We start from the raw sequence: 18362 nt of genomic DNA, 5'->3' as shown, positions 1-18362 counted from the left end.
ATGACCCCATTAGTATTCTTCCTGAATTTACCGAAAATTACAGGGTTCTCGAATTAACGAAAATAGAACTTCAATAAGAATTACTATGATTTGTAGTAAGGTGCTTTTTTGGCACTATTACGGTCATCTACAGCATCATATTTCATTTTTAAGAATTTCAATATGTCGTTTTAACCGTTTCAGTTCTAGAGGTAAAGTACCATTGTAAACACCTCTGATATAACCATTACCATCTACTAGGATGAAATTTTCAGTATGTATGAAACCATCTTCATCTTGGTTTTTTGTAAAATCTTCATCAGCAAAGTAACCGTCTCTGGCAATATCATAAATGGCATCTTTGTCTCCAGTAACCAAATGCCATTGTGGTAAATTTACTTCATTCTCTTTGGCATAAACTGCCAGTTTTTCCACAGTATCGTTCCAGGGCATTACGGAATGTGATATTAGTTTTATTTCTGGATCATCTTTATATTCATCTTGTAAAATACCCATATTTTTTGTGAGTTGTGGGCAGATACCGGGACAGATCGTAAAAAAGAAGTCAGCGACATAAATATTTCCTTCAAAGGTTTCATTGGTAATATTCTCCCCATTTTGATCGGTAAACGAAAAATCTGGAATCTTATGAGTTCCTTTTTCCCATTCAGGGGTGAAAATGGCAGAATTGAAATAGGGTAATTTCGTTACTTCATTATTTTCAACAATCGCCAAGCTGTCTTTCCTTTTATGCTTATCAACACAAGAAACAAAACTAGCTAACACTAACGCAAATATAAGAGTTCTACTACAAATCATTGGAATCTATATTTACGCTGTAACATTTTTTAAGCCCGATTAGACCAAAACGTTCTCCGTTCTTTACTACATAATTAGCTCTGATTTTTCCACTGTCTGTCCACATACGCTGGCTTCCTATTTCTTTTCCTTTATAATAATTGAAATCAAGAATCAATTTTCCATTACGGTACCATTCCTTTCTGTTACCTTCATATTCGCCCTTTTCGTTAAACTGGTAACTGAATTTTTGCAGGCCATCTTCCCACCAACCTATGTGATTTCCAGTTTTTAGTCCTTCGGTATACCAACGAGTTTGAGAAAGTTGACCATTTGGATACCATTGCTTTTCGTAACCATCTTTTCTACCATCAACATATTCCAATTTCGTTTTAAAAGTAGAATCATCATATTTTGAAACAAGTAGACCGTTAAAAGGAGTATTCTGATAGAACAGTACTCCATTAACCAACTCAATTTCGTCATTCGCCTTATCCACTATCACCTTTTCTTTATTACAAGAAAAAAGACAGACGAACAAGCACAATATGATTGCTTTGATTCGCATATGATTTACTGACTTATATTACCTGGTGTACCATAGAAACCGTTTCCATTTAAATAAGGGTCTGCATCTGTAATATGGTAATGATAAATACCATTAGGAAAATGTTCGGTTGCACTTGTATGACCATGAAATTCATCTAAGTCATCGTTAGTTATCTCTAGTCCGTTTTCTTCAGGGCCATATACAGGATAACCATCTGCAAGTAATCCTAGAAAGGCCTCTGCACCAAACTGGTCAGTTAATGAAAGCGGTTCTATGTGATAATGGTACATATTGTTACCCGTTGGATGGCCTGCGCCTTGATCAAATGAATTTACTTCGAATGTTAAAGGCTGATTGTCCGGACCCGCATATTGATTAAAGAAAACTACGCCGTTTCTAGAAACACCGATAGGACCAAGACTTGTGGATTCATTAGTAGTGGCCGGAGCTGGATTTAATGGAATAGTAATAACGATATTCTTTTCTTCAATCATATTAGGGTTCAGATTAAAATCAGCGTTGGTGCCATCATATTCGGCATAAAGTGGATTGGATCCTTCCCAATACGGACTTTCATGATCCGGTAGATCGGCAGTGGTGAAAATTACAGAATCATCTGTTAGCTCATAAGATAGACCTGTACCATCAAACAAATCTAAAATGGTTGAAATATTATTGTCATCAGTAGTGGAATCACCTTCCATTGAGTCATCATTTGTGGAATTATCGGTCTGTTCAATGACCTCGTCATCAGAAGAACTTGAATCTGTGCATGATGTAACAGATGATAAGACAAGCAATGCCATTAGATATATACTTATATAATTTTTCATGGTTTTAAATTTATTGTTCTATATAATTATTGATGAATACGGATCAACTCCGCTTTAAGTTTATTCAGTTCAGAAGTATCGGTATCGCCTTGCGTAGTCGTACCTAAAAGATTTTGACTTTCTAGAGGGTCTAAAAGCAAATTATATAAAGCTTCAGTAGCGTCAGAAAACATAAGATACTTATGGCTTTCATTACGTATTGCTACATCGGCACTATTGCCATCTCTTCCAATTTCAGTAAAGGCGAATTCTCTTGATGAATCATTGGAACCGTTCAACAATTCTTTAAAACTTTTACTATCATTTATTTCATTTACACCTGAACCAGCTATATCTGCAATAGTGGCGAATATGTCCGTAACATTGATCAGCGCATTTTCGATTTCATTACTACGGCTAACATCTTTTCCACTAACAACCATAGGCACATTTACACCACCTTGATAGATAGTGTCTTTGTTTCTTCTATCTCCATACCCTTGTGCAACTTGGTTTGGCGTTCCATTATCCCCAATAAATATTATAATAGTGTTTTCCTTTTCCTCTTTTGTCATAGCATCTAAAAGTCTTCCCATCTCTGTATCCATAGCCTCTAGTGATGCCATGTAATAGGGGATTGGGTTGGCAGCTATGCTGGCTTCATCTATAGATAACAATCCTTGACTATGTAAATTATCCGGAGGTAAGTGAAAAGGAGTGTGTGGAGCATTGTAGCTAAGCCATAAAAACCAAGGTTGACTTTGATCTGCAATCCAATCAATGGCAACGTCAGTAAATTTTGTAGTGGTATAATCTGTTGAAGAAGTCGTCGTTTCGTTTTCTACAAAATCCCAATTGGTGTAAGATGGCACACTTCCACCAATAAATCCCGCGAAATATTCAACACCCATATTTTTTGGATGCTCAATATTATTGGACAAATGCCATTTTCCAATGACAGCGTTCGTGTAGTTTCCGTCAGAATTTTGACCGATATATGTTTGGAGCGAAGTTTCAGCTGTAGACAGTTCATCGCCCACTTGGGTCATGTTTGTTCGAAAACCAAATTTACCTGTAATCATTGCAGCCCTAGTAGGTGTACAAGTAGGATTTGACCATACATTTGAAAAGGTGAGACCTTCAATCATTAGTTTGTTAAGGTTGGGCATCAACGGTTTTATATCACCGATATTAAAATTTGGTGTGGCGTCTAAGCCCATATCATCTGCAATGATCAAGAGGATATTGGGACTATTATATGTTGAACCTTCAGTCGGTTCTTCCTTTGTTTCATCGTCTTTACCGGAAGTTGTGTCATCAGCTGGATTGCAGGTGATGAAAAACAATGTTAAAACAAGTATTAGAATCTTATTAATTTGCATTATATATTTTTTTATTTTAGTAGGACTAAAAAAGTTGGAAAAGGTTTAAAGGCGACCCGTTCAAATTCGTTTTATTGCTGGGGCAGTATTGCTGTTAATTCCCGTTTTTTATTCTAACGTATCCTTTATTTAAACTATTAATTTTCATCTAATTCAAATTCATGTATTAAATACCTACACTTTCTTGAAAAAGGTTGAAAATCAGAATAGCTATGTATTAGTTCCCCATTGAGCCTAATTTTAAAACCATTTTCAAACTCCATATTTCTGTCCATGACAAGGAAGACTTCCATAAAATGATTATGCTCATCATTCACAAATTGAATTCTTTTGCCCTTCTTTACTTCAGTTAGATTCATCCTTTATTTAAACTTTACTTATTACCAAATCTCAATTTAAGAAATTATCTGAATAGATTATTTTTTCGCTCTTTTTAAATATAACCTCCTTTATCGAACCAGCGCCTTCAAAGTGAATGGTAATACCCTTAATTTTTAGAGGAGAGTCAGGAACATTCATCTGATATACTGATTTGCCATTTAATACTACATCCAGTTTATTACTTTTTGAAATACATTTCAATTCTACAAAATCATTAAAATCAACTCCAAATCCCGATAAATCATTCTTTTTCCCATCAACGAAACCATCAAACGTCATTAGGGTCAAATCTGAAACACATCCTTTTTTTGCCAAGGGTATTCCTATAGCCCCACCATCATAAAGAATGAAAATTTGAGCCGCTCGGCAAGCGCTAACCCCTCCTTCAAAATCATTTTTTACTGTTGCGGACATTTCAAAATCATCAGTATACAAATCCCCAAAATCTTTTACCTGATAAAAACTTGATATAACTTTTGAAGTCCTAGGGTCGAGGTTATGAGCAGCGAGGGTTTCAGCGGTAATTGAAATTTTTCCTTTGTCTGAAATATCCGATTCATCTAGATAAATTGGACGGGGGTCTTGTTCTATCATTCCAATCCAATCGTTGGTTGTAATGAATACATCACTTTCCTTAACAATAATGGAATCAACAACAAGTTTTGATTTGAAAAAACCGGGACGATAATATATGCTAGTGGCAATGCTATCTGACTTGGTAATCTGTATTCTCTTGGATTCATCCCAATCCTGTTGAATTTCAATCGCAGCGTTATCCTCTGCAGAACTGGCATCGTAATCAAAAACGACCGAATTGGGTATTCCCGTACTAACGGGTCTACTTTCAAAACTAAAGTCATCTGAAACGTAATGGATTTTCTTTTCATTTCTAAATAAAAAGAAAGCGACAATTATAGCAGCTGCAACTAAAGAAAAAGCTGTTATGAATTTAGGCCATACCCCAGAATTTGTAACTTTTTCTTTACGAGGCTGAATAGCTTCTTGGTCGGCAACAAATGCTCGCCAATCCTGATATTCCAAAAACTGGGCTAGCGCATCTAATGTGGTGTTATTGGGTCTTGAACTATAATTAACTTTACCGCTTATGCGCTTGAGCGTAGAAACACTCAATAATGTCCCTGAGCTTTCCTTTACGAGTTCGCTAAGTTTTTTATAATCATTGGTATCCCAAGAAGCGATAGAGCCTTTAGATTGCTTTTCTGCAATTAGCCGAAAACATGTGGCAATATGTTCTTTATACTCTTCCATTTTATTTAGCTATTTGAAGGCTTGAACAAACTTGAACACAGATGAACAGCAATATCTCCTTAAAGAAAGGTCGTAATTCTAAATTTGATTCCTGTCAATTAAATAAAATCAAAATTATTATGAAATCAAGAGCTCATCTTCTAGTAATGCTAAGTATCTGTTTTGTCCAACTTTGCTACGCGCAAGAAAACAAAAATAATGGTAAATCGCTAAAAGTTCCTTTTACCGAAGATAATTGGAGCGTCGCAAACGTTGATGGTTCTGCATCTGAAATTAATATCTTGGAGTATAAGGGAAGGCAAGCTATACTTTTAGAGCCAAGCCAAAAAATTTATTTAAAAAACCAAAAAATTAAAAACTTCCAACTGGAATTTTATGTCAACGGACAATATCCAGGATTGGGATTTAGGGTTCAGGACGATATAAACTACGAATATCTTTATCTACGGGTGCCAATGAGCAACAAGGAGGATGCTCTGCAATATGTTCCGGTTTATAGCGGAAGTTTACCTTGGCAACTGTACAATTACCCTGAATACGAGGGTAATGCGATATTTCCCAGAGAACAGGTGGCCACTTTACCATCTTCCTTTGAGAGTGACTTGACCAAAGGAAAAGCGAGCAAGAAACTTATTGACGCATTAGCCGACAAAGGGGTTTCATTCTCAGAAGAATCAATTCTAGATTTTGCAGATGCTACAACCCAATATATATACGACCCGCAAAACAAAAACGCATTGATTATCGAAAAGATAAATCAAGAAATAGCTTTTTCAGATTACCGCACTTGGATTCATATAAAGGTCAAAGTATGGGATAATAAAATGCAGGTTTACGTTGGGGATATGAGTACGCCGACCTTCACGGTGGCCGATTTAAAACGCAATGCGGAAAAGGGACTGATAAGTTTAATAAGTGATTTTGACCAAGTATATTTTAGCAATTTTTCTATTAAGGAAATAAAACCCTCTAAAGCTCCCGAACAACTAGAAAATGAAAATCTGCTTTCTTCTCAATATTTGACCAAATGGAAGATGTCTGAAATGTTTACTAAGGACTCTATTAACTTTATCAGCCAAATAGATTCGTTGCTCGTTAATGATTCTAAGTTCAAACCTATAGAAGCAGATGTAGATGGCCTTATCAATATCAGTCGGTTTTATGATGATATGACCAAAACTGTAGCGTTAAAATGTACGATAACATCAGATACGACAAAGACCGTCAACCTAAATTTTGACTATGCAGATTATTTGGTCATTCAATTAAACTCCAAAACACTATTTGATAAGGGAATGAATTTTCAGCCCCCAATCGGAAAAGGAAAAGAAGGAAGAGTGTTTGTTGAAGACGAGCGAATTGAATTGGAGCTAAGAAAGGGAACTAATGAATTACTATTCCTACTTTCAGCTGATAATCGCCAAAAGTTCAATTGGGGATTTATTGCGAAAATCAAGAGTTTGAAAGGATTGTCGATAGAGCAATAACTATTACTTCAAGTCTATCTAACCCTAAATAAGAAGCATGTGCCTAATTAATAAATCAAAGAATATCATGAAAACCAACATCTTAATTGCCAATGCTATTTTTATAGCGACGCTGTTAACTTCGTGCTCTGATAAGGAAATACGATTCGACAAGGAGAATTTACAACTTGCAAATAATATAGAAATCTCAATTACTGAAAAACCAGAAAATACCCTGAAATTAATTGCCAAACCACTTGGAGGCATGGCAATTCTTAAAAATGTAAAGTTCAGCAATGGGACAATTGACTTGGAACTTAAGGGAGAAAATAATCCTGGAAAAAGTTTTGTCGGTATTGCCTTTAATATTCAAAATGACTCCACTTATGAGTCCATTTATTTCAGACCGTTTAATTTCGAATCAAAGGAAAAAAAGGGAAATGCAATTCAGTACATCAGTCAACCAAAAAACACTTGGTCCTATTTGAGAAAGAATTTTAAGGGGCAATATGAGTCAGAATATATCAACGCTCCATCAGGCGATGATTGGTTTTCAATTTCTGTGAAAATTGACTCTCAGAATGTTTCGGTGTATGATAAAAAATCAAATATTGAACTTTTGAAAGCTAAGCGACTTGAAAAGCAAGTTTCCGATAAAGTTGGACTTTGGACAGGAAACAACTCAAAAGGGGAATTTAGAAAGGTAACAATATTGAAGTAATTTGATCCTTTATTTGAACTTTCACAATACAATTTAATAACAATTTGAATAACTAAATTTCTATCCGAACCGATTTGAACTAAATAACTTCGCAGTGCCATTCGTGGATACGTTCTTAAGTTTGAATTAGCGAGTTTGAGCCGGTAAAAGTTATCGGCTTTTTTTTTAAAATTGGCGGAGGAATTAAATCTCTAATTATCTTTTCGAATTACGACTTGGTGTGCTAACTTGTATCCTAAAAAAACTTTTAAGTACTGGACAATGCCATTTCATAGGGAGTTGTATTTTATTGCTTTTTTCAATTCCCGGACTGCGTAACTTTTATTCCATCGAAATAATTACCAGCTTGAAGTCCAATTAGCAATACCCTCTCAGTTGTAGATTGATTTTGTTGCATTGAAATATAAATCTCCGTTGAATTTTTTCTTTCAATAGAGAATTCAGCTTGTTCAATAATAAAATTCTCCTTAGTTGTATCAATTCCATCTAAGTCAAATGGCTCACCATTCATAGTAACTTCGTCAATCCACCATCCAGTTCCTTCCGTTGATATTTCAACATTGTTATTCGTTGAAGAAAATTGTACTTCTTTTTGGGACAGTTTTATATTATCGTCCCAGTCTCCATCTTTAGAGTCTGAACACGATAAAACAACTAGAAGGAATAAGGTTAAAGCGATAATTTTTTTCATTATTATATTCTATTAAGTAATTAGACAGCTGTTTTAAATATAGTTAAACACATTGATTTACAACGATTGAGCTTGAATGTAAGTGTATCCTTTATTTGAACTTTTACTATTATAAATGAAATCCATAAACATCTTGAATTCAAACCCCATACCCCTTTCCAAACATCATCATAAACCACAAGAAAAACAAACCCGTTAACAATCCTACTCCTATAATTGAATAGGCTAAGATGTCGAAAATTTTTCTATCACTTCTCTTAATACCAAAAGCAATCAATATGATTACTACAAAAGCCAATAAAACAAAAATTACACTAGTCATCCTTTATTTGAACTTTGATAACGGTCTTGTGGTCGAGTAGACAAGGGGAATTTCACCCCAAGCCTCTCACAGAACCGTACGTGATAGTCTCCCATCATACGGCTCTTGTTATACAAATCTAAATTAACGTTTTCACTTTGTATATCCCATTTTCCAATGGTAAAATAGATTAGGAAACTGTTCCTGAATTCTAAAGAACCATTTGTATGCAAGTTTTATACTAGTCTTATAACGTTTATACCTTTTTCTTGCCCATTTCACTAAACGATTGTTTAATAGTTTGAAGACTCCGTGTAGCATAGACTTCCTGAATTTCGCGTAGTAATTGATCCATCCCCTAATCATGGGATTGAGGATTTTGGCAATACCTACGATACTATTAGAGGTCATTCTATGCACTTTAAGTTCTGCTAACTTAGCTGCAATACGTTTTCTCGAACTTATACTAATGCTACAATCGAAGCCTAGAAATAGCCCACTTCGCTTTTTAGATTTGGAAGTTCTAGGTTGAAAAGAATAGCCTAGAAAATCAAATTTAACGTTGTGGTATTTTCCTTTTCTACGATAGTCCTTACAGTACACAATTTTGGTCTTTTCTGGATGTAACTCCAAACCTATTCGGTGCATTCTGTTTTGGATAGCCTTTAGTGTTCGTTCAGCATGTTTTTGACTTTTACAGTTTACGATAACATCGTCGGCATAACGTGTGTAACTTACTGTTCTGTCAGTCTGTTCTAACCATCTGTCAAAACCGTAATGTAGAAAGAGATTCGACAATAAGGGGCTTATAACACCACCCTGCGGAGTTCCTTTTCCTTGTTTTACGAGCAGTTTTCCAGATTTGGTCATTACTGGGCATGCCAGCCAACGTGCTATATAGAATTTGACCCATCTTTCGGGTACATGTCTCTCTATAGCAAGCATCAGTTTGTCATGATTGATGTTATCAAAGAAACCTTTAATGTCTAGATCGATTACCCAGTCTGTTTTCCAGCAGTTTTTCCTGACCTGTTCAAGTGCTTGATGTGCACTCTTTTTAGGTCTGTAACCAAAGGAGTTTGGACTGAATTCTTTCTCTAAACGAGGTTCTAAAAACATCTTGACTACCATTTGCCCTATTCGGTCACTTACGGTAGGTATTCCTAGTTTTCGGACTTTCCCGTCCTTTTTGGGGATCTCCACTTCTTTGACCGGAGGGGGGAAATAGCTTCCCGATGCCATACGGTTCCAAAGCTTGTACAGGTTTGCAGAAAGGTTAGTCTCGAATTGCTCGATACTGACCAAGTCTATACCTGCGCTTCCTTTGTTGGCTCGCACTCTCTTGTAAGCTTGCCATATCATGGCTTTGCTTATAGGTATTGATTTTGTTTCATCGCATAAAGTCATCCTCGAATAGTGAGTTGTTAAATGTAATGCAACTGTATAACCTAACCCCTTTGCTCCATTCCCATTACAGAAACTTCAACGCTACTACGGGTTGGTCCGTCCCTGAAAATAACTTTGGTATTCTACCTCTAGGTTGATCCTATTGTGTATTTCCCTTAGCATTTATAGTCAGGTTCCCGAGTTCCGTAACTAAGCCTGGATAAAATTCATGCCCCCTGAATGACGCCTGCCGTATAGCCAATAAATAGGTAATCGCTATACTCTTTAACTCCGTATCATACTTCGTAGCTTTTGACAGGGTGTACCTACTTCTCGACACCTCAAAAGGGGTTCACTTTCGTTCATCTCTTTTATCAATACCTGACCAGTTCTTGACTAGCCGTTTCCTAAACGCTCAATACCATTGATCTTAACAACAGCACCTTTAGGTGGTTTAACGCCTTCTCCTATAAGACGACATTGGTGGGTCGGTTCCACCATCTTAATTACAGTTCACAACGAGTAATTTGCCGCTCGTTGCTTGCTCGGCACACTATGAACAGTACGGGAGCAAACTAGCGTTTGCTTTCCGCCATGCACATAGCGAAATCTTTTGGTTTTGTTTTTCTTTTCCTTGTTTAAAGCAAAATCCCAAAGATTTTGCGGACATCATAAAAATACACAAACCCAGCGAATAAGCCCGAAGCCCGTATTGTTTATAGCATCTCGACTAACGTCAAATTTAGTTATTGAAAATCAGGATGTTGAAAAATCGAGATCTTCTGGTTTTATGTCAAATTTATTGATTTGTTTTTTAATTCTTTTGACGAGTCCCATTTTTCTTTTTTGATCTAGGAATAAATAGTCAGTAGGTGGTTGATAGGCTTGTTTTTTTGTGACCATATTCCAAATGATAACAGCCAGTTTTCTAGCGGTTGCACTCACGGCTACTTGTCTTCCTTTTTTGAAAGCGATTTTTCTAAAGAAATTGGATAAATGAGTGTCTTTTAGATTTCCGATTGCATTTGCAGCTTGCCTGAGTGCTGTTTTTATTCGATTACTTCCTTTTGGTGTGCGATGACTTAATACTTTTCCTCCAGATATTTTATTATTCGGTGCAAGTCGCATCCAAGAGGTGAAATGTTTTGCAGTAGGGAATTTATTAAATCCTTCAGAACCAATTTCGCTAATTATAGTGAGTACTGTTGCGTGGCTTAGACCTTCTATTTGCATTAGGTCTATGCCTCCAAAATATTGAAAAGCCAATTGGTTTAACTCAATTTTTGGGGCATTTTTATTTATGCGCTTATAAGGTTTTGCTTTGGTTTTTAGTTTTTTTTTAATCGGGTCAAGATTGATTTGTTTTTTAAGGAACCTGTCAATTTGTTTATCACAATCTGCTATTTTCTTTTGATAAAATTGGTAGCTTTCAAATTCTTGTTTGAGTCCAAAAAGAAAGTCCTGTCTGTTATTGCCTTTTAGAGCCTTGGCAATTTCTTCTTCTGATTTTCGACAATTATAGTGCCTGTGTTTCGCTAAAGAATTTGGGTCTAAATTTCCTTTGCAGATGTCTTCAATAATTTTCAGCCCGGTAAGCCCACATACATCCTTTACTACTACGTCTAAACGCATATTAAGTAGTTTTAGGTACTTCTGCATTTTGTTGGAAGCTTCGGCAGCTAATTGTAACCAGTTTGTTCTTTGTCTGCAATAGGTTCTTAGGATTTCCGTAGTTTCATCTGGTAAAAAGCTACTACTCAATAGTCCAAGAGCGTGTAGTTTTTGTATCCATCGTGCATCTTTTACGTCAGTTTTTTTGCCTTTGGCATTTTTAGTAAATTTTCCATTGGCAAGAATAATGTCAAATCCATTTTTAGCGAGTTCAGCATATAAGTTCTGCCAGTAACTTCCAGTAGATTCCATAGCAACAGAGTTGATGCCATTCCCTAAAAGCCAATTACAGATGTCCTGAAGGTCTTCTGCATACACTCCAAATTCTTTTACATCACTGAGGTCTTGTCCAATGGCGACAAAGTGACTTCTACTTCCCACATCAATTCCAGCACAGTGAAGATTGATGATGTCCAGTTCCATTTTTTTGTTCATACCAAAATTATTTAGGTTTATAAAAATGGCTCAAAAGAAGTACTGTATAAATTCTAAAATATCTCGATCGGACTTGCATAAGATGCAGTACCACTGGAATTATCACATCAAACTCAACCTAAAGGCAAGAATGATAGTACTTCAATCAGAATGTTGACCGAGTTTACCCAAAAGGTAACACCAGTTGAAAAATCGACCTTGTAGTGAGCCTATATAAAAATAAAAAAAAGATAGGATTTTGCGATTCGTTAGCTCGAGGAATTAATCGGATTCTGATGTGGGGAATGTTGTGCAACGTTTTTTCTCGCAATACTTATGCCGTCTGCTTTTGAAGTCCGATGTCCTTTTTGAAAATTAGCACCACTATGCCTATAGTTAATAAAATATGACTAACAACAATAAGCATTCTACTGTCAAAAGCAAACGCACCCAATCCAATACCAATTACTCCAATAAATACTAATATTGACCACAACGTATGCGTTTTTATGAATCTTCCTGCGTGTGTTGTTAGTCCAAAATAGAATAACGCTGGTCCGATAGTCATAAAAGGAATTCGAATTGATGGTCTTTCCATTATTTGACTTGTTAGTTTTTCCATTCCTTCAAAATCAGTTCCGTAACTCCACCATAAAAAATCTATCGTTGCTTGTCCGATTAGAGCAACTATACCTAAAGAAGTCAAAATTGTTGCTAAGTTGCTAAAAATATTATCTGAAAAGATATAGGTTAAGGATAGGCACAACAATGCTCCAATTAATAATAGCCAATGGGCATAGTCAATCGGTTGTTGATTTTGTATAAATTCATTTCCACCTAAGAGCATTATTTGATTGACAATCAAAAAAACAAGTCCGATTATTGCTAAATATTTTAGTTTCATTATTCTAGTTCGGTTGGTTAATATGCTCAAAATTCCAATATTTTTGCAGTTTTAAAAATCTTTTAATGCTGAATTGTGGAATAGTGCCGATGGATTGTCAAAATGTTGCACAACAATTAAATATATAACATATGTTATATATCCTTCCAATACGAGATATATATAACATATGTTATATATATCTTTTATAAAGTTCAAGTTAAAAATTAATAGAAAAGTATGTAACCAAGGACATTAAATAATCCTTTATTTATACTTTATTTTGAATTTACGAAAATTTCATTGAGCACGAGAAGGGGCTTGCCATTCAATACAATTTGATATAATTAACGCTCGAAACTATGTTTTTTTGAAAAGAGAAGCAACGTTTCTGGATGATTGACATCTATTTTAAAATTGCTTTCATGAAAACGAAACTCTTTTCGCTTTTAATATTTGTAATATTCTTGGGCTGTGACAAAGATAAAAATACGGAACCTTCCTTCCAAGATAACACGTTCATAGCCCAAAGAGCTAATGAAACATGGAAAGGAACTACCGAAATTGGTCTGACCGCCAATGACACTCTAATCTTCTTAGCTGTGGGTGACGGCCTTGATAATGGTGTGATGGTTGCCAAAATTAAATTTGATGGCATCGGGCCCTATACATTAAACCACCGTGAAGGTATTTACTACAACACTTTAGGCGGTGATGTTTTAATAAGTCAATATGCGATTGAAGATGGTTCGAACGGTTTATTTTCGATTACGACTTACGATCAAGAAAGTAGATTTATTGAAGGCCGTTTTGAAATACCCCTTCGGGCTACTAAATTAAATAATCCTGAAATAAAAGACAGCTTACTTATAATTTCCGATGGGCTTTTCAAAGGATTTATTCGAAAAGATATTTTAGAATGAAAAATCAGCTATCCTTTATTTGAACTTTACTTTAAGTGTTTTGGAAAGTCCATCTTACCTCCAAGGACTCTAACAATGAAAATTCCATCACTTATTATATAATAAAAAACTACATGTGATTTGAATCTATACCTTAGGAGCATTTGGTTTTTCACGGCCACATATCTCCTGCCTAATTCTGGATTATTTGCTAATTCTTCTAGAATAACCTTTAGGCCATTCGCATATTTCAAAGATTGACTTTTCCCAAACTCCTTTATGGTGTATTTGGCAACAGACTTGATATCGTTCCTTGCCTTGACACTTATAATATATTTATTCTCCGGCATTGTGCTCATTTATGGCTTCTTCCCAAATACTATCTATAGTGGCATCGGATGGTCCGCTTTCCATTCCCTCAATAAGTGCTTCGTTTAAATCTACTATACGCTTTCTACGCTCCTGGTCTTTCCTGATTATATCTCTGACGTATTCGCTGTCATTGGTATAAAAGCCCTGTTCGATTAGGCTTTTAACATAAGTCTCCTGTTGTTCTGTAAATGTGATAGATTTTCTAATTACCGCCATAATGAACCAATATTAATATTATTGATGCAAATTAACAATAATTTGGAGATTTTGCAACTATTGAAGTATCCTTTATTTGAACTTTTAATTTTGATCTGACTTGCCGAGAAAGTGTCCTTTCTCATTTTTTGGCCATCTAGACTTAAAGATAATGATTTCGAATTTTAGGTTGAACGAAAAAAGGGTAAGGCTACATTTTTTGATTCTTATTCTTACAGCTACATATTGTAAATAATGAGATTAGAAGTAGCAAGTAATATCTATTAATCATACCATTATTTTAAAAAAGGGACAAAAAATAAATATATCAAGATTTTTTACTTTTTGACTTCATGGTAATTTACGTTTAGTGATATTGAAATCTAGTACCTCATTTTCAGGTGAGGATAGGGAAGCGTAGTGTTCATCTTCGTCTTTGCTTATCCAAATTGACCAACCCTGCGAATAGTCCTGTCCCACAACTCTTTGTCCTTTGTATTCAAGCACGTACAACTCATATTTATATACGTCTAGGTCGCTGTCGTGTACTCCTTGTTCTGATACAATTTCAAACAAATAGGTCAGTTCTTCATCTATGAAGATACCAAAGAGGTTCTTTTCGTCAAGGGTATAAATAATAGCAAGTGGGTCTGTTTTATCACCGTACTGACCATCAACATTACCATACCAAATTATACCTTCTCGTTTGGAACAGCCAATCATTGTTACTGCAAGCAGCGAGATTAAAATTAGACTTCTCATATATTATCAATCAACAACAATGTTTACATTTCAACGATTTATTTCTCATTTTATTATTGCAGGAAGATATAATTAAAGAGTATAATCTAGGTATAGAATCAAGGGTAAAGGGCAAGCCAAATGCGGCATTTAAATTGATTATCTCCGTTCTTGCAAACATATCGGAAATGTGACCTCCTCCCGTTAAACCGAACTGATTAAAAGTAGAATAATAATCGTTTATTTAGACTTTAATTGAGTTTTGATTAATATTAAAGTAACGTTTCAGCACCACCTAATTCGTTAAATAGACTTCTATTTGGGTCTTTTTTTAGGCTCAATAAGTATTTCTTAATTGCAGTTTCTTTTTCTTTTTTAGTTAATAAGTGCTCTGGACATAAGCCAAATGGACCAAGTAAGCTTGCTTCATTGTTGATGTTGAATTTATCAGCAACCTCGCTCATTTTTAGTGCTGTATCTTTCAATTGGTCTCTTATTTGCTGAACTGTAAAGACTTCCGTTTTATCCCCCGTTTGACTCAAATTTTGTAAAAGCACTATATCAATATCTGCTAAGGCGGATGAAATGAAAAACTTAAGGCTTACAATATATTCGTCTTTAGGGCTATTGGTTTCCATTATATCATTATATTATTGATTCTTTATTTGAACTTTACGATTTAAACTTCAGGGATTATCACATATTGAATTGCTCTCTGGTCCTGATTTTTATATTCTTTTTCAACTGTTGAAACTATAACAGTAAGCCCATATCTCCTTGAAATCATTTCTTTTGTTGGGATAAACTCAAATTCACCAGTAATATTCGAAGAGTCGAAATCTGGGCTTTGAAGTTGATATTTAATATCTTCTTCTCTGGGGTCAAAGGCTTCAATTTTAATATTAACTTTATCACCTACCCGCATAATACTTTTTGTTGTCATACCTGATGGATTAGGATCATCAGGTGTCCATGAATTACCGAGACTATCACTTATACTGAGAATCCTTACGAAATAATCATTCATGTCCGCGTTCTTATTGTGATATTGTACAAGTAATGCTTTCGTTTCCCCTAGAATTCCTTCAATTAGTTTGTTCTGATGACTAAATATAAATCTGCCATGGGAATATGTGTTTCTGAAGGTCATCATTTGATTAAAATGTACTTCGAATTTTTTCTTATCGACTAGAATTTCCTTAAAACGCTCCCATTTTTTAACAATAATATTTTTCAAATCATAGAATTCTGAATAGTAAATAAGACGATTCTCTACAAGAATACCATGTTTCTTTTCCTCGGTCTGCCTATTTTCTTTCCATTTCTGTATACGTTCATCAGAGACACCAAAATCTGCGGTATCTTGATTGCCAAGTACCGATAGGATTATGTGCCTTATTAAATTTTCATATTCCTGAATCATTATATTTTAAAGTTTCCATTTTATTTTGAACTATTATCCTTTATTTGAACTTTGGTTTAGCTCAGTTGTTTCTTGGCAACAGTTTTTATTCGGTTTCATTAGTTTGGAATCCATAAATAGTTGTTTGCATACCTGCAATTTTCCATTCTCCATTTACTTTTTCCATGAGTCTAGTCTCTCGTTTACGTCCGCGAAGCGAATCCTGTTGTTCGTAGGTAACCCAAGCACCCTCACCATAGAGGCGAACATCTATTTTGTCCAACAACTTAGGGATAGGTTCAGGTTCAGGATGATCGTCAATAAAAGCCTTTACGAATTGGCTTATTTCATTCCAACCAACTGATTCGGAAAAAGTACTTTCAGGGAAGTCAATATAGATTTTCGTTATGTTCGAGTCGTGAACCCATTTCTCGCTCCAAGCTTCATAGTCTCGCTGAAAAGCCGCCTTAGTTTCATTATTCAATGTTTCTAAAATTGCTTCTTTCTCATGTTCAATATCAATTTGTTGTTTTACGATTTCTTCAGTCCCCTGTTTTTTGACTTCTTCACAACTTGTCGTAAATAGAAAGGTTAAAAGAGTGAAAATCATTATTTTTTTAGTGGTCATACTATATTTTTCAAAATTATTGCCAGCTGCTCCGCTCAAAAGTTAGAATCCTTTATTTGAACTTTGGTCCTAGCTCAGTATGTTTGTTTACAAATCATATATCTATTAAATAATTTATTTTTTAATGGAATCAGAATCAAGAGGATTAATTATTGAATCTATAGATCTATCTCTGGGTGACTCTATTAATTCAGTTTCCATTGGTGCATTTATTGGTGAATCTATGTATGGTCTTTCTACGGGTGAATCAATTAATTCAATTTTCTTCTTCGTTTTAAGATTATAATCGATTATACCCAAAAAGTACATCGCATTGAACAATAAAGAAACAATTAATATTAAAGTAAATACTATAACCTGAAATCCACTTTGTTTAAAATTTAAATATTCCATATTTTTCTTTTCAAATGGTTATTAATATTTCAATAAATTGTGTGCTATCATAGGTATATGTTCCTTATTTAATTAATCATTTATTTGAACATTTTTAAGAGTACTGCCTTTATGCTATCAGAAGTATCCTTATTAAGAATAGTAAGCTTTTTACCAAGCCTAGTTTTGTCAATCGACCTAATTTGGTCGAGTGCTATCTCTCCTTTTTTCTTGTTAACTATAACCGATACCCTAGTTGGATAATTTTTAATTGTAGATGTTAAAGGAGCCACAATCAAAGTGTTTAAGTTCTGGTTCATTTCCTTTGGGGATATAACTACACAAGGGCGGGTTTTATTTATTTCGCTCCCCTTTGTTGGATTAAGGTCAATCCAGTAAACTTCGAATTGTTTCACCATGTCCAATCCTTCATATTTTCATCCTCAAAAACATCAGGAATCAAGATTTCTGAATCACCTTTGGAGTTAGCTTTTTCAAACAAATTATTCCAATCAGCCCTAAGCCCCTCCTTAGATGCCTCAATAACAAGCTTGTTATCCTCTACTCCAATTTTCACCTTGTCACTAAGTCCAATAAGTTTAAGAAACTTGGCAGGTATAATAATACCTTTAGAATTTCCAACCTTTATAATATTAGCTTCCATTATTATTCTAATTTTTAACTAAGTTAATACATTGTTATAACATAAACAAATAAATATTACTCCTGATGGTTAGTCTTTTTATAAGGTTTTACTTTCCCTTTAAGCCCTTTCAATTCAAGATATTTATAATATGTAGCTTTACTTACTTCTACCTTTTTTAATATGTTAGGAATGCTTAATATACCTTCGTTGAAATGATACGCACATAAAATTGCATTTTCTTCTCCTTTTATAGTTAGTCCTTTTCGCCTACCTAAAACTTTACCTCTCAATTTTGCAGATTCTAATCCAGCTTTTGTTCTCTCAATAATAATAATAATAATAATATCGTTTATTTGAACTTTGGTTTAGCTCAGTTCTTTGTTAGCTGCTGGTACGACAC

The 18362-nt window shown here is 34.8% G+C and carries 23 protein-coding genes; 3 read left to right on the top strand and 20 right to left on the bottom strand.

All coding sequences use genetic code 11. From position 1 onward, the window contains the following. Positions 1 to 135: 135 nt before the first annotated feature. From ACPF9A_RS08785 to ACPF9A_RS08760, 6 genes are all read right to left on the bottom strand, one after another. A complete protein-coding gene (locus ACPF9A_RS08785; protein WP_424003600.1) occupies positions 136 to 798 on the bottom strand; it encodes an SCO family protein in 663 nt (220 codons plus the stop codon). Further along, entirely contained in the window at positions 788 to 1345 is a 558-nt protein-coding gene (locus tag ACPF9A_RS08780) for a toxin-antitoxin system YwqK family antitoxin (protein ID WP_424003598.1), read from the bottom strand. The genes ACPF9A_RS08785 and ACPF9A_RS08780 overlap by 11 nt, the downstream gene beginning before the upstream one ends. A gap of 5 nt (positions 1346 to 1350) precedes the next feature. Further along, positions 1351 to 2160, bottom strand: a complete 810-nt coding sequence (locus ACPF9A_RS08775) for a YHYH protein (RefSeq protein ID WP_424003596.1) — start codon at positions 2158 to 2160, stop codon at positions 1351 to 1353. A gap of 26 nt (positions 2161 to 2186) precedes the next feature. Further along, entirely contained in the window at positions 2187 to 3521 is a 1335-nt protein-coding gene (locus tag ACPF9A_RS08770) for a sulfatase-like hydrolase/transferase (protein ID WP_424003594.1), read from the bottom strand. Positions 3522 to 3658: 137 nt separating this feature from the next. Beyond that, positions 3659 to 3880 carry a hypothetical protein gene (locus ACPF9A_RS08765; protein WP_424003592.1) on the bottom strand — a complete coding sequence of 74 codons (222 nt, stop codon included), beginning with the start codon at positions 3878 to 3880 and terminating at the stop codon, positions 3659 to 3661. 31 nt (positions 3881 to 3911) lie between these two features. Continuing rightward, a complete protein-coding gene (locus ACPF9A_RS08760) occupies positions 3912 to 5171 on the bottom strand; it encodes a hypothetical protein (protein ID WP_424003590.1) in 1260 nt (419 codons plus the stop codon). A gap of 41 nt (positions 5172 to 5212) precedes the next feature. On the opposite strand from ACPF9A_RS08760, the gene ACPF9A_RS08755 reads away from it, so the two are divergent. Then, positions 5213 to 6658: a hypothetical protein gene (locus tag ACPF9A_RS08755; protein ID WP_424003588.1), complete on the top strand. Its 1446-nt coding sequence runs from the start codon at positions 5213 to 5215 to the stop codon at positions 6656 to 6658. Between the two features lie 67 nt (positions 6659 to 6725). Beyond that, positions 6726 to 7358 (top strand): hypothetical protein, encoded by a 633-nt coding sequence (locus ACPF9A_RS08750; RefSeq protein WP_424003586.1) that lies wholly within the window; start codon positions 6726 to 6728, stop codon positions 7356 to 7358. Between the two features lie 298 nt (positions 7359 to 7656). Here ACPF9A_RS08750 and ACPF9A_RS08745 read toward each other — a convergent pair whose 3' ends face one another. The 4 genes from ACPF9A_RS08745 to ACPF9A_RS08730 form a co-directional block, all read right to left on the bottom strand. Next, positions 7657 to 8049, bottom strand: a complete 393-nt coding sequence (locus ACPF9A_RS08745; protein ID WP_424003584.1) for a hypothetical protein — start codon at positions 8047 to 8049, stop codon at positions 7657 to 7659. A 454-nt stretch (positions 8050 to 8503) separates the two neighbouring features. Then, the gene (ltrA, locus tag ACPF9A_RS08740; protein ID WP_424003582.1) at positions 8504 to 9712 is read right to left on the bottom strand and encodes a group II intron reverse transcriptase/maturase; all 1209 of its coding nucleotides are present in this window, start codon (positions 9710 to 9712) and stop codon (positions 8504 to 8506) included. Positions 9713 to 10492: 780 nt separating this feature from the next. Further along, entirely contained in the window at positions 10493 to 11842 is a 1350-nt protein-coding gene (locus tag ACPF9A_RS08735) for an IS110 family transposase (RefSeq protein WP_423997572.1), read from the bottom strand. A 313-nt stretch (positions 11843 to 12155) separates the two neighbouring features. Beyond that, entirely contained in the window at positions 12156 to 12725 is a 570-nt protein-coding gene (locus ACPF9A_RS08730) for a hypothetical protein (protein ID WP_424003580.1), read from the bottom strand. 404 nt (positions 12726 to 13129) lie between these two features. Here ACPF9A_RS08730 and ACPF9A_RS08725 point away from each other — a divergent pair, with 404 nt between their 5' ends. Continuing rightward, positions 13130 to 13627, top strand: a complete 498-nt coding sequence (locus ACPF9A_RS08725; protein WP_424003578.1) for a hypothetical protein — start codon at positions 13130 to 13132, stop codon at positions 13625 to 13627. Between the two features lie 26 nt (positions 13628 to 13653). Here ACPF9A_RS08725 and ACPF9A_RS08720 read toward each other — a convergent pair whose 3' ends face one another. From ACPF9A_RS08720 to ACPF9A_RS08675, 10 genes are all read right to left on the bottom strand, one after another. Beyond that, positions 13654 to 13956 (bottom strand): type II toxin-antitoxin system RelE/ParE family toxin, encoded by a 303-nt coding sequence (locus tag ACPF9A_RS08720; protein WP_424003576.1) that lies wholly within the window; start codon positions 13954 to 13956, stop codon positions 13654 to 13656. Continuing rightward, positions 13943 to 14194, bottom strand: a complete 252-nt coding sequence (locus ACPF9A_RS08715; RefSeq protein WP_424003574.1) for a type II toxin-antitoxin system ParD family antitoxin — start codon at positions 14192 to 14194, stop codon at positions 13943 to 13945. The genes ACPF9A_RS08720 and ACPF9A_RS08715 overlap by 14 nt, the downstream gene beginning before the upstream one ends. A 330-nt stretch (positions 14195 to 14524) precedes the next feature. Continuing rightward, positions 14525 to 14896, bottom strand: a complete 372-nt coding sequence (locus tag ACPF9A_RS08710) for a hypothetical protein (protein WP_424003572.1) — start codon at positions 14894 to 14896, stop codon at positions 14525 to 14527. A gap of 290 nt (positions 14897 to 15186) precedes the next feature. Continuing rightward, positions 15187 to 15552, bottom strand: a complete 366-nt coding sequence (locus ACPF9A_RS08705; RefSeq protein ID WP_424003570.1) for a hypothetical protein — start codon at positions 15550 to 15552, stop codon at positions 15187 to 15189. Positions 15553 to 15593: 41 nt separating this feature from the next. Continuing rightward, on the bottom strand, positions 15594 to 16337 hold the full coding sequence (locus tag ACPF9A_RS08700) for a hypothetical protein (protein ID WP_424003568.1): 744 nt from the start codon (positions 16335 to 16337) through the stop codon (positions 15594 to 15596). 85 nt (positions 16338 to 16422) lie between these two features. After that, positions 16423 to 16983 (bottom strand): hypothetical protein, encoded by a 561-nt coding sequence (locus ACPF9A_RS08695; RefSeq protein WP_424003566.1) that lies wholly within the window; start codon positions 16981 to 16983, stop codon positions 16423 to 16425. A 75-nt stretch (positions 16984 to 17058) separates the two neighbouring features. Further along, positions 17059 to 17337 carry a hypothetical protein gene (locus ACPF9A_RS08690; protein WP_424003564.1) on the bottom strand — a complete coding sequence of 93 codons (279 nt, stop codon included), beginning with the start codon at positions 17335 to 17337 and terminating at the stop codon, positions 17059 to 17061. An 80-nt stretch (positions 17338 to 17417) separates the two neighbouring features. Next, on the bottom strand, positions 17418 to 17735 hold the full coding sequence (locus tag ACPF9A_RS08685; RefSeq protein ID WP_027066612.1) for a type II toxin-antitoxin system PemK/MazF family toxin: 318 nt from the start codon (positions 17733 to 17735) through the stop codon (positions 17418 to 17420). Beyond that, positions 17729 to 17980, bottom strand: a complete 252-nt coding sequence (locus ACPF9A_RS08680) for an AbrB/MazE/SpoVT family DNA-binding domain-containing protein (RefSeq protein WP_027066611.1) — start codon at positions 17978 to 17980, stop codon at positions 17729 to 17731. Before ACPF9A_RS08680 ends, ACPF9A_RS08685 begins: the two co-directional genes overlap by 7 nt. Before the next feature lie 56 nt (positions 17981 to 18036). After that, positions 18037 to 18252 (bottom strand): hypothetical protein, encoded by a 216-nt coding sequence (locus tag ACPF9A_RS08675; RefSeq protein ID WP_424003562.1) that lies wholly within the window; start codon positions 18250 to 18252, stop codon positions 18037 to 18039. Positions 18253 to 18362: the final 110 nt, after the last annotated feature.

Origin of the sequence: Maribacter sp. IgM3_T14_3 (assembly GCF_049603095.1) — a bacterium.
In the GTDB taxonomy this organism is placed as follows: domain Bacteria; phylum Bacteroidota; class Bacteroidia; order Flavobacteriales; family Flavobacteriaceae; genus Maribacter.
Note: the sequence above shows the minus strand (reverse complement) of the source record. Positions and strands in the feature narration are given on the sequence as shown.